Genomic DNA, 14622 nt, shown 5'->3' on the forward strand with positions numbered 1-14622 from the left:
TGCCCCAACTCCAGATTCCAGGTTTCGTGCTGGCTGGCCCGTGGCTCGCTGGCATTTTTGATCGTGTCCGGCGTGTTAAATGTTGACTCATTTAATCCGGTATTGCACTGACTAGTAAACATGATTATTAAAGTCAAGAAATGAATCGGATCTTCGCAACGCCTAGCCAGACGCCCGGCACAGGAAAGGGATCGACCCAGATGAACACGCACAATCCCAATGACTTTCGCTACCGCGTCCGCCGTTCCGACGAAGCGCCCGTCACCCGTTTCGATCGGGTTCCGCTGGCGGTCAGAACATTGTCCAGCAACACGCTGTTCCAGGGCGAGCATGAGATCGGCATCGAGCATCACGGCGCGCTCTACCGGCTGAAGATCACCCGCCAGGGCAAGCTCATTCTCAACAAGTAAGGCCCATTTCAGCAAGTAAGGTATGGCAGTAGGGACGAGACATGGACCAGCGCGTAAAACCCGCCCCGCATGAARTCCGGCGGGCRCGGACGGAMAATCCRAARACGCGCGAGCGTGAYCTKGCCGCCCAACTCGGCATTTCGGAAGCCGAGYTKGTYGCSGCGCATTGCGGCGASGGCGTCRTCCGCGTCGAGCCGCGCGTCAACGAYCTCYTGACCGRYCTCGAKGCCGTCGGYGARGTGATGGCRCTGACCCGYAACGAAAGCGCGGTGCACGARAAGATMGGCGTYTACGACAAGGTCGTCACCGGTAACCACAATGCCATGGTGCTTGGCGARAACATCGACCTGCGCATCTTCCCAAAGRTCTGGGCGCATGGYTTTGCCGTGGAGAAGCGCGASGRCGRCGASATCCGCCGCAGCCTGCARTTCTTCGATGCGGCAGGCGAGGCGGTGCACAAGGTGCATCTGCGGCCGGCCTCCAGCCTCTATGCCTACCAGAAGCTGGTCGCCGCGCTGGAATCGTCCAACCAGGAACCGACGGTCGCCATTACAGGGCAAGCCTTCGACGATGAGGGCGAAGCCACGGCGACGACCGCCAACCTTGACGATCTGCGCGACCGCTGGAGCCGGCTGACTGACGTGCACCAGTTCTTCGGCATGCTGAAAACGCTCAAGCTCAGTCGCCGCCAGGCGGTGCGCATGGTCGGAACGGACTATGCCTGGCTGCTCGACAATGATGCTGTGAGGGCCATGTTCCACCATGCCTCCGAAGGCGAGATGCCGATCATGTGCTTCGTCGGCAACCGCGGCTGCATCCAGATCCATTCCGGACCGGTCAAGTCGATCAAGCCGATGGGGCCGTGGATCAATGTGCTGGATGAGACCTTCCACCTGCACCTGCGCACCGACCACATCCATGAAGTCTGGGCGGTGCGCAAGCCGACCAAGGACGGCCATGTCACCTCGCTGGAGGTCTATGCCGCCAATGGCGAGATGATCATCCAGTTCTTCGGCAAGCGCCATGAAGGCGAAAGCGAGCGCGACGATTGGCGCTTCCTGGCCGAGAACCTGCCGCGCATCCCGAACCCGACGGCAGCCTGAGGAACAAAACGATGTCTTTTCTTTCGAAATCGCCGACCGTGCGTGGCGCAATGGTCGGCCTCTCCCTCGTTTTTGCCATGCCGCAGCCGGCTGCCGCCACCGAAGGCGTCTCGATTTTCACGGACAGCTCGAAGATCGTCGCCATAGGCGGTTCGATCACCGAGATCGTCTATGCGCTTGGCGAAGAGAAACATCTGGTGGCGCGCGATTCCAGCAGCCGCTATCCGAAGGCGGCGTTCGATCTGCCCGATGTCGGCTACATGCGCGCGCTGTCGCCGGAAGGTGTGCTGTCGGTCAATCCGACCGGCATCCTGGCGCTGCACGGCAGCGGTCCCAAGGAAGCCGTCGACGTGCTGAAGAAGAGCAGCGTTCCGTTCATCGAAGTGCCCGAGCATTATAGCCACGAAGGCATCCTCGATAAGGTCCGCATCGTCGGCAAAGCGCTCGGCGTCGACGCCAAGGCCGAGATCCTGGCCAAAGAGCTCGATGCCAAGCTGACATCGGCCGAAAAGCAGACCGCCTCGATCAAGGAGCGCAAGCGCATCCTGTTCGTGCTCTCGATACAGGGCGGCAAGATCCTGGCGGCCGGCGGCGATACCGCAGCCGACGGCATGGTCAAGCTGGCGGGCGGGGTCAATGCCGTCGAAGGCTTCTCCGGCTACAAGCAGATGTCCGACGAGGCGATCATCACCGCCAGGCCGGATGTGATCCTGATGATGAGCAACGCCGGTCCGCCGGTGTCGGAGGACGAATTGTTCGGCAATCCGTCTGTTGCCTCGACGCCGGCCGGAACCGCACGCAAGCTGATCCGCATCGATGGCGGCTATCTGCTCGGCTTCGGGCCGCGCACGGCTGAAGCCATCCACGACCTCGCTGTCTCGCTTTATGGCGCTGAAGTCACGGACTGAGCATCATGGTCGACCAATCGATCGCCGGCCCGGTGAAGGCGATGGCGAGTGCATCTGAAGGCGACCGCTCGGGTCGCGCCCGCATCGTCATCCTGCTGCTGTGCCTGGGGCTCACGGCTGCCGCGCTTTTGTCGCTCACGTCTGGGGCATCGGATGCTTCGGCCGTCAACGTTCTCAGGGACTGGCTGCTTGGAGCCGTCCCGGGTGATGCGGCGCTGAACGCGCGTGACAGCCTGATCGTCTACGACATCCGCTTGCCGCGCATCATCCTCGGCATGCTGGTCGGCGCGGCCCTCGCAGTGTCCGGCGCCGTCATGCAGGGGCTGTTCCGCAATCCGCTGGCCGATCCCGGCCTGATCGGCGTTTCCGCCGGCTCCAGCCTCGGCGCGGTCGCCGTCATCGTGCTTGGCACCACGGTGCTGGCGCCGGTGACAGCCTTGTTCGGCACGCTCGCGCTGCCACTGGCCGCCTTCTTCGGCGGCCTTGCCACGACACTGGTGCTCTATCAGGTCGCCACGCGACGGGGGCAAACCTCGGTCGCCACCATGCTGCTCGCCGGCATCGCGCTGGCGGCGCTCGCCATGGCCTTGACCGGCATCCTCATCTTCATGGCCGACGATCGCCAGCTGCGCGACCTGACCTTCTGGCAATTGGGATCGCTCGGCGGCGCGACCTGGCAGAAGATCGGTTCTGTCGGGCCGATCATCATACTGGCACTGGCGGCGCTGCCGTTCCTGGCGCGGGGCCTCAACGCGCTGGCATTGGGCGAGGCGACCGCCGGCCATCTCGGCATTCCGGTGCAGCGGCTGAAATACACGGCCATCATCGGTGTCTCGGCGGCGGTCGGTGCATCCGTCGCCGTCAGTGGCGGCATCGGCTTCGTCGGCATTGTCGTGCCGCATCTGCTGCGCCTGCTGATCGGTCCGGACAACCGCTACCTGCTGCCGGCCTCGGCGCTGCTCGGTGCCTCGCTGCTGTTGTTGGCGGATGCTGTCGCCCGCACCATCGTGGCGCCGGCCGAATTGCCGATCGGCATCGTCACCGCGATATCAGGCGCGCCGTTCTTCCTGTGGATCCTGCTGCGCAAGCGCGGTGTCGTTGATCTGTAAAGCTCTGGATCTGTGAGACTTTTTGTGAGGCTGGGATGATCGAGGCAAGGGACGTTTCCGTGGCGATTGCTGGAAAGCGCATCGTCGGCGGGGTCGATTTCGATGCGCGGCCCGGCGAGATCGCGGCCATCGTCGGCCCCAACGGCTCCGGCAAGACGACTTTCCTCAAGGCCTTGTCGGGCGAGCTCGCCTATACCGGACGCGTCGCACTCAACGGACGCGATCTTGCGACAATGAAGCCGGTCGAAATTGCGGTGCATCGCGCGGTGCTGCCGCAGGCGACGACGCTGTCCTTCCCGTTCACGGTTCGCGAGGTGGTCAAGCTTGGCCTTGTCGGCGGACGCTCGGGTGCCTTACCGGGCGAGGATGCGCGGTTGCCGGAGCGGGCGCTGGCGTGCGTCGATCTCGATGGTTTTGCCGGGCGTTTCTACCAGGAGCTTTCGGGCGGCGAGCAGCAGCGCGTCCAGCTTGCACGCGTGCTGTGCCAGGTCTGGGCGCCGGTGCTCGACGGCAAGCCGCGTTATCTGTTCCTCGACGAGCCGGTTTCCAGCCTCGACATCAAGCACCAGCTGATCATCATGAACATCGCCCGCGATTTTGCCCGAAGGGGCGGCGGCGTGGTCGCCATCCTGCACGACCTCAATCTGACCGCGATGTATGCCGACCGCATCTTCGTCATGCATCGCGGCCGGCTGGCCGCGACCGGGTCGCCGCTGGATGTGCTGAGCGACGATCTGATCGAAAAGGTGTTCGACTGCCGGCTCAGGGTCGGCGTGCTGCCGACAGGGAACGTTCCCTTCGTCTTGCCGCAATCGTCGGTCGGTTGACGTTCCGAGTGGGGCCGGCCTGTCCAGGTCAGGCGGCCGGGGCGCGGCGCTCCAGCATGTCGATGCCGAGCAGGTTTCGGACATTCGGCCTCGCCGCCACCATGTCGGCGACTGTGTAGCGGGCAAGCACGGCGAAGAAGGCATTGAGAGCCTCGCGCAGCGCTGAATTCAGCGCGCAGCTGTCGACCAGCGGGCATTCGGCCGCATCGTTCTCGAAGCATTCGGCCATGGCGAAGCTCTCTTCCGTCACGCGCACGACGTCGAAGAGGCTGATCGCCTCCGCGGCACGGCCAAGCCGGACGCCGCCATTGCGGCCGCGCACCGTCGCCACCAWGCCATGCTCGACCAGTGGCTGCAGGATCTTGAACAGGAACAGTTCCGACACCGAATAGGCGGCCGCGATTTCGGGAATGCGGCTCAGCCGGTCATTGTTGGCGGCACAATACATCAGGATGCGCATGGCATAATTGGTCTGGCGTGTAAGCCGCATTTTTGTCCTCACTAGGGGCCGGCGCGGTGCAACCACGCCGGATTCCAGAACTTTGCTGGCGCGGCTCTGACCCGGAATTTCGGATTCGCCACACTGGCCTGAGGCGAATATGGCCTATACCTTGGAATAATTCCAGACTAGCCGGGCGTGATAGATGAATATTCTCGTCAACTTTATGTGCGCAACCCGGCAAAATGCCGGGAAAGCGGGCTGTCACGGGCATTTCGGCGGTCGAGGCACTAGATAGGTCCGAGATAGCCCCGAGATCGACCAGAGGTCGACCAGAGTTCGACGAGGAACAGTTCATCTATGTCACAATCGGCTCCGTCCCTGGCGCCTGTCCGTTTCGATGCCGACGGGGCCGCCAAGCTCTCCGCGCTGCGGCGCACCAAATTCATCGCCACGGCCGCGCTGGCGTTTTTCGTGCTGGTGTTTGCCCTGGCCAAGTCGTTCGAGGGCTCCTACCCATGGCTGGGCTTCGTCGCTGCCTTCGCCGAGGCGGCGACCATTGGCGGGCTGGCCGACTGGTACGCGGTGGTGGCGCTGTTCAGGCGGCCGCTCGGGCTGCCGATCCCGCACACCGCCATCATTCCGGAAAACCAGAACCGCATCGCCGATAATCTCGGCCGCTTCATCGAGGCCAATTTCCTGGCGCCGGAGCCGGTGCGCGAGAAACTTGCCGAGGTCGATTTTGCGGCACTTGTCGCCGACTGGCTGGCCGATGCCGAGCGTGCCGCCGGCCTGTCGCGTTTCGTCGTGCGGCTGGTGCCGCAGACGCTTGCCGCGGTCGAGCAATCCGGCCTGCGCGGCTTCGTCACCAGCCGCATGCTCGAGCAGATCGAAAAAGTGCCGCTGGCCCCGCTGGCGGCGGAACTGTTGTCGGCGCTTACCGACGACCGCCGCCACCAGAAGCTGTTCGACGAGTTCACCAAGGTGATCGGCCGCTTCCTGAACGACGAACAGGCACTGGCGACAATGCGCGAAAAGATCCGCGAGGAGCTGCCGTCGCTGTTCAACCTGTTCCGGGCCGACGCCTACCTSYTGAAGAAGATCGTCGCTTCGGCGGGTTCCTTGCTCGATGAGGTGCGGGCCGATCCCGACCATCCGATGCGCGCCGARTTCGACCGTTTCGCGCAGGGCTTCATCGAAAAACTCAGAACATCGAAGCAATATGCCAAACGCGCCGAGCAGATGAAGCGGGATTTTCTGGCTCGGCCGGAGGTCAAGGGATTGGCCGGCGACATGTGGGAGAGCCTCAGCCTGTTCATCGAGCAGGACGCCAAGGCGCCGAATTCGGTGATCCGCGCGCATCTCGCCAACATGTTCGTCGAGGTCGGCCGYCATCTYGCCGGTGATGCGCAGATCCGGGCCGACATGAACCAGGGCTTYRTCGTSGCGCTGKCCTCCTTCGTCGAGAGCCAGAAGAGCGGCGTGTCGAAATTCATCGCCGACCAGGTCAAGCGTTGGGACCTGGCGCAGCTGACGCGGCTGATCGAGATGAACATCGGCAGGGACCTGCAATACATCCGCTTCAACGGCATGATCATCGGCGGGCTGGCGGGTATCGTGCTCTACACGATCGAACTGCTGCTCCCGGTCCATTGATGCGCATCGATCGCCAGCTTCGAAATGGACACGCGGCACGCGAGTGCTATGCTCCCCGGCGAGGGCACCCGCATTTGCGGCAAAGGGGAGAAGACATCATGGCAAAACAACCGGAATCCGATTCCTTCATGGACATGTTCGGCAGGTTTGGCCGTGACCTGAAGGTGCCCAATGTCGATGTCGAGGCGATCCTTGCCCACCACCGAAAGAACCTCGAAGCCTTGGAGAAATCGGCGCGGGCCGGCGCCGCCGGCGCAACCTCGCTGTTGTCGAGGCAACGTGAACTGCTGCAGGACACGCTGCGCGAGGTTGCCGACATGGCGCAGAGCTACCGGGCGCCGGGCAATCCGCAGGAGTTGATGGCCAAACAGACGGAGTTCGCCCGCAAATCCTTCGAGGCTGCGCTGAAGAATGCCGGCGAGGTGGCCGAACTGGCCCGGAAATCCGGCACCGAATCGATCGAAATCCTGCGCGCGCGCATCAAAGAGGCGATGGAGGAAGTGCGCGCCGGCTATGGGCAGAAATAGGCTCTTGCAGCCTGCCGTTTCGCCTTCGCAGGGCACGCGGCCTCCCGACTTTGCAACCTTGCCCATAGTTGCATTCGCGCCACGGATAGGCTCCCGGCAGTCTTGGAACGTCCAAGAATCCGAATTCGGTCTGCCATTGCTGGGTAAGGCATGGCACGATTCAGCCGGAATTCGGCGGAACGGATTCACGCAGGGCGAATTGACAGGGGCCGTCCGTTCGTGGTCCGGAGGCGCGGCAAGCTATCGGGAAAGCAGGAATGACAGAAGTACGGCCTAAAACGCCGCCGACCTACGAGCAGTTGAGAACGATGTCCGGGCAGGAGCTCGGTGTCTCGGAATGGACAACGGTCGACCAGGACCGCATCAACCAGTTCGCCGAATGCACTGGCGACCATCAATGGATCCATGTCGACCCCGAACGGGCGCGGCGGCAAAGCCCGTTCCGCACSACGATCGCGCATGGCTATCTGACACTKTCGATCATCGGYGCRCTGGCGCTCGGCATGGGCATCGTGCCSGAAAACACCCAAGCYGCSTTCAACTAYGGCTTCGACAAGGTGCGTTTCCTGKCGCCGGTYAGGGTCGGYRMGCGCATCAGGCTGCGCACGGTCCTGCTCTCSRTGGAAGACAGGGGSCCSGGCCAGTATCTGATGAAGGCAGCCAACACGGTCGAGATCGAAGGTGAGGAAAAGCCGGCACTGATAGCGGAAACGCTGGTCATGCTTTATGAGCGCCGCAAGCGGGCAGGGGCCTGAGCGGCACTGCCTTGAGCTGTGGCCTCGACGTCAGGACTTTCATGGCGATTGCTCGGATCGTTGACGCCTGACTGCCGTATTTGCCGAAAGCAGCGCAAGGATTAGCGCAATCGCGGCCAGCGCTGTCGCCACCTGAAAGGTGACCTGCATCCCGCGCGCTGCCGCGCCGGAACTCAGAAGCTCCTGGCCAACCCCTTGCCGAGCACCGGCCGATGCCACCGCGAAGATGGCGCCCATCAGGGATGCGCCGGTGATGAGGCCGAGATTGCGCGACAGGTTGAGCAGGCCTGATATGACGCCGCGCTCGCCGGCGCCGACACCGCTCATGACGGCCGCATTGTTGGAGGTCTGGAACAGGGCATAGCCGAAGCAGGTGACGGTGATGGGAATGACATAGCTGGCAATGCCGAGTCTGGTCAGGGCAAGTGACAAAAGGAATGTGCCTATGGCGAGGCTGAACAGGCCGGCGACCATCATCCTGTTGGCTCCGAATCGATCGGCAAGCCGCCCGGCCAGCAGCGCCGACAAGGTCGAGACGAGCGGCCCGGTCGAAAGCACCACGCCGACCATCGCGGCATCGAGCCCCAGCCCCCGCGACAGATAGAAAGGGGCAACCACCAGGGTCGCCATCATCACGGTCGCAACGATCAGGCTCATGACGAGGCTGGCGCTGAGCCGCGGATCCCTGAAGCTGGCAAGCTGGACCAGGGGGTTCTTCACGCTCCTCTGCGCGATGACGAATAGACCGATGCCGGCAGCGGTCGCGGCCAGCAGGCCGATGTTGAGCGGACCGAAATTACCCCGACCAAGCGTCATGGCCAGTGCATAAGCGGCGAGCGTTAGGGCCAGCAGGACAGTGCCTGTCGCGTCGAACTTGCCTTGAGCGGCCTGCGCGCTCTTGCCGTGGGCGGGCAAGGCGCGCCAGGCGAGGGCAAAGGTCAGGAGGCCCAGCGGCACATTGACGAGGAAGATCGCCCGCCAGCCAAGGCCGGCGATCAGCAGACCGCCGAGCGAGGGGCCGAGCGTCGTGCCGATCGCCGACATGGCGCCGAGCAGGCCCATGGCGCTGCCGGTCCGCTCCTTGCTTACCGTCTCCGCGACAAAGGCCAGCGTCAGCGCCATCATCAGCGCCGCGCCGAGCCCTTGCACGGCCCGTGCCGCGATCAGCAGCCACAGCGTCGGCGCCAAGCCGCAGAGCACCGACGCCGCTGTGAACAGCGCGATGCCGCCAAGCAGCAAGGGGCGGCGCCCGAACATGTCGGCCAGCCGCCCGGCGCTGACGATCAGCGTCGTGATGGCAAGGAGATAGGCGAGAACCACCCATTGCACGGCCTGGAACGACGCCCCGAACGCCTGCATCAGCGAGGGCAGGCCGACGCTGGCAATGCTGGTTCCGAGCGACGACAGCAGTGTGGCGAGCGACAGGCTTGCCAGCGCCCAGCCGGCGGATTCCTTCTGTTGCGGCGCTGATGTCAGCCTATTTTGCGCGGCGACTTCCATGGCGATCTCCTTTTTATTGGCTCCGGAACCGGAACTGTCGGAGATCTAGTCTTGTGATCGATATGGCGGAAGGCGCAGCATTTGCATCATATTCGTGTATCAAACGCCACATCATGCTATGGTCCGCTGATGACATCGCCCGATCTCAACCTGCTTTTCGCCCTCGACGTTTTGCTGGAGGAAGGCAGCGTCGCCCGCGCCGCGCGCCGCCTGCGTCTCAGCCCTTCGGCGATGAGCCGGACACTGGCGCGGCTGCGCGAGGCAACGGGCGATCCTTTGCTGGTCCGCGCTGGGCGCGGCCTGGTGGCGACGCCGCGCGCGGAGGAATTGCGGCGGCAGGTCGGCCCTGTCGTCCAGGATGCGGAGGCGCTGCTGCGCCCTGCCGAGCTGCTTGATCCCGCTAGCCTGGACAGGGTCTTCACGCTGCGCACCAATGAGGGCTTCGTCGAGGAATTCGGGCCTCGTCTGGTCGCCCGCATCGAGGCCGATGCGCCAGGAGTGCGGCTGCGTTTCGCGCCAAAATCCGACAAGGATGTGATGTCGCTGCGCGAAGCGGCGATTGACCTCGAAATCGGCGTTGCCGGTGAAACCGGGCCCGAAGTGCGCATCCAGGCGCTGTTTCGCGATCGCTTCATTGGCGCCGTTCGAGCCGGTCATCCCCTGAGCAAGGGCACGGTGACGCCCGAGCGCTATGCGGCTTGCCGGCATATCAGTGTTTCGCGGCGTGGCCGCGAGAAGGGGCCGATCGACCAGGCTTTGAGCGGGCTTGGCCTGCAGCGGACGGTTGCGTGCATGGTCTCGGGTTTCTCGGCCGCGCTCGCCATGGCGCGCGCCTCGGACCTGATCGCCAGCGTGCCGGAGCGGCACACGGCTGGTGCCCGCACAGGCATGCATAGTTTTCCGCTGCCGGTCGCCACGATGGAGGTCACCATCTCCATGCTCTGGCATCCGCGCCTCGATGCCGATCCCGCGCAACGCTGGTTGCGCGACTGYGTGCGGGAGGTCTGTGCGGGGCGCTAAGATCAGCGCGCCATCGCCGCCTCAAGCACCTTAAATATCCGCTTGTCTTCGCATTGGGCGACGTTGAAGCGCAGGAAGCGGCTGGCCGTCTGGGACAGGCTGAACGCATTGCCGGGCGCCAGCACGACATTATCGGTAAGCGCCCGGCGTGCGACTTCGGCCGCGTCGACGCCATCGGGCAGGCTGCACCACAGGAACAGGCCGGCCGGCTGCTCGATCCACGGCGTGATGCCGAGCGCCTTCAGCCGGGTGCCGGTCTCGGCCATGGCGCGCGCCAGCTTGGCGCGCAGCAAATCCATATGCTTGCGGTAGCTGCCGTCCTTCAGCAGCGTCAGCACCAGTTCGGCCGCCAGCCGTCCGCCGCCGAAGGTGGTGGCGATCTTGAGGTCGGTCAGGCCTTCAATCCAGTCGCGCGGCGCGGCGATGAAACCGCAGCGGATCGATGCTGACAGCGTCTTGGAGAAGCTGCCGATCTGCACAACGCGGCTGAGGCCATCGAAGGCCGCGAGCCTCGGGGCAGGGGCATGTTCGAAATCGGCGAAGATGTCGTCCTCGACGATGGTCAGGTCCGACTGGTCGGCGAGCTTCAGCAAACGATGCGCGGTGACCGGAGACAGGATGGCGCCGGTCGGGTTGTGGATGGCGGAGTTGGTGATGTAGAGGCGCGGCCGATGCTCGGCGAGCGCCTGCGCGAACAGCTCGATATCGGGCCCCGACGGTGTGTAGGGCACGCTGACGACCTTGGCCCGGTGGGCGCGCAGCAGAGCGTGGAAATTGAAATAGCAGGGATCGTCGACCAGCACGGTGTCACCGGGTTCGATCAAAAACCGGCACAAGAGGTCGATGGCCTGCGTGCCCGATTCCGTCAGCATGATCTGCTCGGGCGAGACTTCGATGCCGTGCCCGGCCATGCGCCGCGCCAGCAGCTGCCGCAGCGGCGGCAGGCCGAGCGGCGTGCCGTAATCGGCCAGCGCGACATCGTCGGCACGCGCCACCGTGCGCAGCGCCCGGCGCAGCCCGGCCTGCGGCATCCGGGCGGCCGGCAGCCAACCACAGCCGGGTTTCAGGGTCTCGTCGCCGGCATCCAGCGACTGGCGCGAGACCCAGAGCGGGTCGACGGCGCGGTCGAGCCKGGGWCCGATCTCGGCCAGCGACAGCGGCGCCAGCGAGCCGGCGGTATAGAAACCGGACCCTGGCCGGGAGCGAATCGTGCCTTCGGCGGCAAGCCGCTCATAGGCTTCGACCACGGTGGATTTCGACACCTGCATGGATTGGGCGAAGGCGCGGATTGAGGGCAGTCGGGCTCCCGGTGTCAGGCTGCGCGCGGCGATCCGCTGGCGGATGGTCGCCATGACGCTTTCGACGAGGGTGGGGGCGCCCAGGGTTCGTGCACCGTCGGTTTCCAAGGCTAAGTCCGCAATCTGTACTGCTCAGTCTTCCATTACAGTTTCGCTGAATTGTACCCCATTGTCGCTGGCTGCGCCATGGCATCTGCCCGATAGAGGGCGAAAGACATGGAGCCTGGAATGGACAAGAGCACGAGCGGCTGGCTGAACGGATTTATCGGCGTGTTGATCTTCTCCGGCTCGCTGCCGGCGACGCGCGTGGCTGTGATGGACTTCGACCCGACATTCGTGACATCGGCCCGCGCCGCGATTGCAGGACTGCTTGGCCTGGCAATGCTGCTCTTGTTCCGGCAGAAACGCCCGGAGCGGGGCGATCTCTTGTCGCTGGTGATCGTCGCGCTGGGCGTGGTGGTCGGCTTTCCCTTGCTGACCGCGCTGGCGCTCAAGCACGTCACCTCCGCCCACTCGATCATCTTTGTCGGCCTGCTGCCGCTGGCAACCGCGATCTTCGGCGTGCTGCGCGGCGGTGAGCGTCCACGACCGGCGTTCTGGCTGTTTTCCTGCATCGGCAGCGCGTTGGTCGCGGGCTTCGCGCTGATGCAAGGCGTGACGGCCTCGCCGGTTGGCGATGGCCTGATGCTGGCCGCCATCGTCGTCTGCGGCCTGGGCTATGCCGAGGGAGCCGCGCTGTCGCGCAGGCTCGGTGGCTGGCAAGTGATCTGCTGGGCGCTGACGCTGTCACTGCCGATCATGCTGGTGCTGACCGTTGCGACGCTGCCACCGTCCTTTGCCGCCGTCGGCTCGCATGCCTGGATTGGTCTCGCCTATGTCTCGCTGTTCAGCATGCTGATCGGCTTCGTCTTCTGGTATCGCGGCCTCGCCCAGGGCGGCATCGCCGCCGTTGGACAGTTGCAACTGCTGCAGCCCTTCTTCGGCCTCGCGTTGGCGGCGACGCTGCTGCACGAGCAGGTCAGCCCGCTGATGGTGGTGGTTACGCTCGGCGTCGTCGCGTGCGTGTTCGGGGCGAAGAAGTTTGCGCGGTAGTTCGGTAAGCGAATCCCGCGCCTAGAACTTCGTCACCACCCCAATGCCGATACCCTCAAAACCGCCCATCGCCATTAGCGCCGCGGGCGCTTCGTCGAGGCTGATCTTCTTGCCGACCAGAAGCTCGGGTTTGAGCTTGCCGTTGCGGATCATGTCCATCATCGCCTGGTAGCGATAGGCCTGCATGCCGTGGCTGCCGAGGATTTCGAGTTCGAAGGCGATGATCTTGTCCATCGGCACTTGCGGGCGGGCGTGTTCGCCCAGCATCAGGCCGACCTGCACATGGCGGCCGCGCCGGCGCAGATTGGCGATCGAGTTGAACGAGGTGGTGGGGTGGCCGAGCGCGTCCATCGACATATGCGCGCCGCCATTGGTGATCTGCTTGACGGCCTTGACCACATTCGGCGTCGTTGACGCGTTGATGGTCGCCACCGCGCCGATCTTTTTGGCAAATTCCAGCTTCTCGTCGGTGAGGTCGATGGCGATGACATTGGCGCCCATCGAGCTGGCGATCATGATCGCCGACAGGCCGACGCCGCCGCAGCCATGCACCGCCACCCATTCGCCGGGCTTGACCCGCCCCTGGTCGACGATGGCGCGAAAGGAGGTGACGAAGCGGCAGCCGAGGCTGGCGGCGGTGGCATATTCCATTTCTTCCGGCAGGCGCACCAGATTGGTGTCGGCATGCTCGATGCCGACATATTCGGCGAACGAGCCCCAGCCGGTGAAGCCGGGCTGCGTCTGGTGTTCGCAGACCTGATGGTTGCCCGAGGTGCATTCGAAGCAGCGGCCGCAGCCCACGGCAAATGGCACGGTTACCCGGTCGCCGGCCTTCCAGCGGCTGACCTGCTTGCCGGCGGCGACGACGACGCCGGCCAGCTCGTGTCCCGGGACATGCGGCAAGGTGATGCCGTCATCATGGCCCATCCAGCCATGCCAGTCGCTGCGGCAGAGCCCGGTCGCCTCGACCTTGATGACGACTCCATCGGCCGCCGGCTTCGGATCGGGAACGGTCTGGATCGTCGGCGCTTCGCCGAATTTCTCGAAGACGACGGCTTTCATTGGTTACTCCACCCTAAAACAGCATGCGCTATCAGAAACGATAGCCGATTCCCTGTCCGGTCAAGCGGAAATCGACTCCGCCAGRCAGACCGGTCCGCCGAACCAGCAAGGGCGGTCAGCTGTTTTCCTGGTTGCGGAAATCGGCGAGCCGTGTGTCGCCGGGAACGAGCAACCGTCCATCCTCGGCATGCACTTCCAGGCGCCTGATCGGCCGGCCGCTCTCGATGTCGACCATGAAAGTGTAGGGCTCGCCCGGTCCGGAGAAATAGGTTTCGCCCCATTGCCGCAAGGCTACCAGGACGTAGAACAGGCCGCGTCCCTTTTGCGTCAGAACATACTCATGGTGCGCGCTGCCGTCGGGGGCGGGAACCGTTTCCAGGATGCCGTGCGCGACCAGATTGCGCAGCCGCGCGGACAGGATGTTCTTGGCGACACCGAGGCTCTTCTGGAACTCGCCGAAGCGGCGCAATCCGTCGAAAGCATCGCGCACGATGAGCAGCGACCACCAGTCGCCGATCGCGTCGAGCGGCCGGGCGATGAGGCAATCCGCTTCGTGGTGGCTCGTTCGTTTCACCATGGCAATCGTTGGTCCAGGATTGTTGTTTCGGTTGCAAGATAAAACCCTTCCGTCTATCCAGCAAGTGGTTTCAAGTTGAAACCTTTTGCGGAGAGCGACATGAATGTGCGGGTGGTGAACAGCGACGCAACAGGCGCGGAGCGCTCTGATGGACTGCCGCAGGTCACGCCGGCGTCACCACCGGGACTGTCGGCAATGACCGCGCTGGTCTTCGCCGTCGCCTGCGGCCTGAGCGTCGCCAATGTCTATTTCGCCCATCCGCTGCTCGATGCCATGGCCCATGATTTTGCCATCGCGCCGGCCTCGGTCGGCATCGTGGTGACGGTCACCCAGATCGGT

General features: G+C 64.2%; 14 protein-coding genes and 2 pseudogenes. 11 read left to right on the forward strand and 5 right to left on the reverse strand.

The window, feature by feature from the left end; all coding sequences use genetic code 11:
- Window positions 1-200 precede the first annotated feature (200 nt).
- The 5 genes and pseudogenes from hemP to AC1DX0_RS19370 all read left to right on the forward strand — a co-directional run bounded on the left by hemP (window position 201) and on the right by AC1DX0_RS19370 (window position 4357).
- The gene (gene hemP / locus AC1DX0_RS19350; protein WP_027043821.1) at window positions 201-410 is read left to right on the forward strand and encodes a hemin uptake protein HemP; all 210 of its coding nucleotides are present in this window, start codon (window positions 201-203) and stop codon (window positions 408-410) included.
- A gap of 41 nt (window positions 411-451) precedes the next feature.
- Window positions 452-1513: pseudogene (locus tag AC1DX0_RS19355) on the forward strand (hemin-degrading factor).
- Between the two features lie 11 nt (window positions 1514-1524).
- Window positions 1525-2421, forward strand: coding sequence for a heme/hemin ABC transporter substrate-binding protein (locus AC1DX0_RS19360; RefSeq protein ID WP_477222220.1), 897 nt, complete (start codon window positions 1525-1527; stop codon window positions 2419-2421).
- 5 nt (window positions 2422-2426) lie between these two features.
- Window positions 2427-3530 (forward strand): FecCD family ABC transporter permease, encoded by a 1104-nt coding sequence (locus AC1DX0_RS19365; protein ID WP_477222221.1) that lies wholly within the window; start codon window positions 2427-2429, stop codon window positions 3528-3530.
- Between the two features lie 35 nt (window positions 3531-3565).
- The gene (locus AC1DX0_RS19370) at window positions 3566-4357 is read left to right on the forward strand and encodes a heme ABC transporter ATP-binding protein (protein ID WP_477222222.1); all 792 of its coding nucleotides are present in this window, start codon (window positions 3566-3568) and stop codon (window positions 4355-4357) included.
- A gap of 28 nt (window positions 4358-4385) precedes the next feature.
- Here the strand turns inward: AC1DX0_RS19370 and rirA are convergent, their stop codons facing one another.
- Window positions 4386-4847 carry an iron-responsive transcriptional regulator RirA gene (rirA, locus tag AC1DX0_RS19375; protein WP_477356467.1) on the reverse strand — a complete coding sequence of 154 codons (462 nt, stop codon included), beginning with the start codon at window positions 4845-4847 and terminating at the stop codon, window positions 4386-4388.
- A 309-nt stretch (window positions 4848-5156) separates the two neighbouring features.
- Here rirA and AC1DX0_RS19380 point away from each other — a divergent pair, with 309 nt between their 5' ends.
- The 3 genes from AC1DX0_RS19380 (at window position 5157) to AC1DX0_RS19390 (ending at window position 7734) form a co-directional block, all read left to right on the forward strand.
- Window positions 5157-6452: a DUF445 domain-containing protein gene (locus AC1DX0_RS19380; protein ID WP_477356468.1), complete on the forward strand. Its 1296-nt coding sequence runs from the start codon at window positions 5157-5159 to the stop codon at window positions 6450-6452.
- A 98-nt stretch (window positions 6453-6550) separates the two neighbouring features.
- Window positions 6551-6979: a phasin family protein gene (locus tag AC1DX0_RS19385; protein WP_477222225.1), complete on the forward strand. Its 429-nt coding sequence runs from the start codon at window positions 6551-6553 to the stop codon at window positions 6977-6979.
- Between the two features lie 257 nt (window positions 6980-7236).
- Entirely contained in the window at window positions 7237-7734 is a 498-nt protein-coding gene (locus AC1DX0_RS19390; protein WP_477356470.1) for a MaoC family dehydratase, read from the forward strand.
- Window positions 7735-7773: 39 nt separating this feature from the next.
- On the opposite strand, the gene AC1DX0_RS19395 is transcribed toward AC1DX0_RS19390, so the two are convergent.
- Window positions 7774-9234 (reverse strand): MFS transporter, encoded by a 1461-nt coding sequence (locus AC1DX0_RS19395; protein WP_477222227.1) that lies wholly within the window; start codon window positions 9232-9234, stop codon window positions 7774-7776.
- 129 nt (window positions 9235-9363) lie between these two features.
- Here AC1DX0_RS19395 and AC1DX0_RS19400 point away from each other — a divergent pair, with 129 nt between their 5' ends.
- On the forward strand, window positions 9364-10254 hold the full coding sequence (locus AC1DX0_RS19400) for a LysR family transcriptional regulator (RefSeq protein ID WP_477222228.1): 891 nt from the start codon (window positions 9364-9366) through the stop codon (window positions 10252-10254).
- A gap of 2 nt (window positions 10255-10256) precedes the next feature.
- Here AC1DX0_RS19400 and AC1DX0_RS19405 read toward each other — a convergent pair whose 3' ends face one another.
- Complete coding sequence (locus AC1DX0_RS19405; protein ID WP_477222229.1) at window positions 10257-11606, reverse strand: aminotransferase-like domain-containing protein; 1350 nt, start codon at window positions 11604-11606, stop codon at window positions 10257-10259.
- Window positions 11607-11780: 174 nt separating this feature from the next.
- On the opposite strand from AC1DX0_RS19405, the gene AC1DX0_RS19410 reads away from it, so the two are divergent.
- A complete protein-coding gene (locus AC1DX0_RS19410; RefSeq protein ID WP_477222230.1) occupies window positions 11781-12644 on the forward strand; it encodes a DMT family transporter in 864 nt (287 codons plus the stop codon).
- A 21-nt stretch (window positions 12645-12665) separates the two neighbouring features.
- Here the strand turns inward: AC1DX0_RS19410 and AC1DX0_RS19415 are convergent, their stop codons facing one another.
- Complete coding sequence (locus AC1DX0_RS19415) at window positions 12666-13706, reverse strand: zinc-dependent alcohol dehydrogenase family protein (protein ID WP_477222231.1); 1041 nt, start codon at window positions 13704-13706, stop codon at window positions 12666-12668.
- A 115-nt stretch (window positions 13707-13821) separates the two neighbouring features.
- On the reverse strand, window positions 13822-14283 hold the full coding sequence (locus tag AC1DX0_RS19420) for a winged helix-turn-helix transcriptional regulator (protein WP_477222232.1): 462 nt from the start codon (window positions 14281-14283) through the stop codon (window positions 13822-13824).
- A gap of 99 nt (window positions 14284-14382) precedes the next feature.
- Between AC1DX0_RS19420 and AC1DX0_RS19425 the strand changes: the two are divergent.
- Window positions 14383-14622 (forward strand): annotated as a pseudogene (locus tag AC1DX0_RS19425) (MFS transporter); the annotation flags it as partial.

This window comes from Mesorhizobium sp. P3_A9 (genome assembly GCF_056402975.1).

What these genes read in the sequence shown, in the direction of transcription:
- AC1DX0_RS19385 (WP_477222225.1), top strand. Translation starts at nt 6,551, where the DNA reads ATGGCAAAACAACCGGAATCCGATTCCTTCATGGACATGTTCGGCAGG.
- AC1DX0_RS19410 (WP_477222230.1), top strand. Translation starts at nt 11,781, where the DNA reads ATGGACAAGAGCACGAGCGGCTGGCTGAACGGATTTATCGGCGTGTTG.
- AC1DX0_RS19420 (WP_477222232.1), bottom strand. Translation starts at nt 14,283, where the DNA reads ATGGTGAAACGAACGAGCCACCACGAAGCGGATTGCCTCATCGCCCGG.
- AC1DX0_RS19415 (WP_477222231.1), bottom strand. Translation starts at nt 13,706, where the DNA reads ATGAAAGCCGTCGTCTTCGAGAAATTCGGCGAAGCGCCGACGATCCAG.
- AC1DX0_RS19395 (WP_477222227.1), bottom strand. Translation starts at nt 9,234, where the DNA reads ATGGAAGTCGCCGCGCAAAATAGGCTGACATCAGCGCCGCAACAGAAG.
- AC1DX0_RS19360 (WP_477222220.1), top strand. Translation starts at nt 1,525, where the DNA reads ATGTCTTTTCTTTCGAAATCGCCGACCGTGCGTGGCGCAATGGTCGGC.
- AC1DX0_RS19370 (WP_477222222.1), top strand. Translation starts at nt 3,566, where the DNA reads ATGATCGAGGCAAGGGACGTTTCCGTGGCGATTGCTGGAAAGCGCATC.
- AC1DX0_RS19365 (WP_477222221.1), top strand. Translation starts at nt 2,427, where the DNA reads ATGGTCGACCAATCGATCGCCGGCCCGGTGAAGGCGATGGCGAGTGCA.
- hemP (WP_027043821.1), top strand. Translation starts at nt 201, where the DNA reads ATGAACACGCACAATCCCAATGACTTTCGCTACCGCGTCCGCCGTTCC.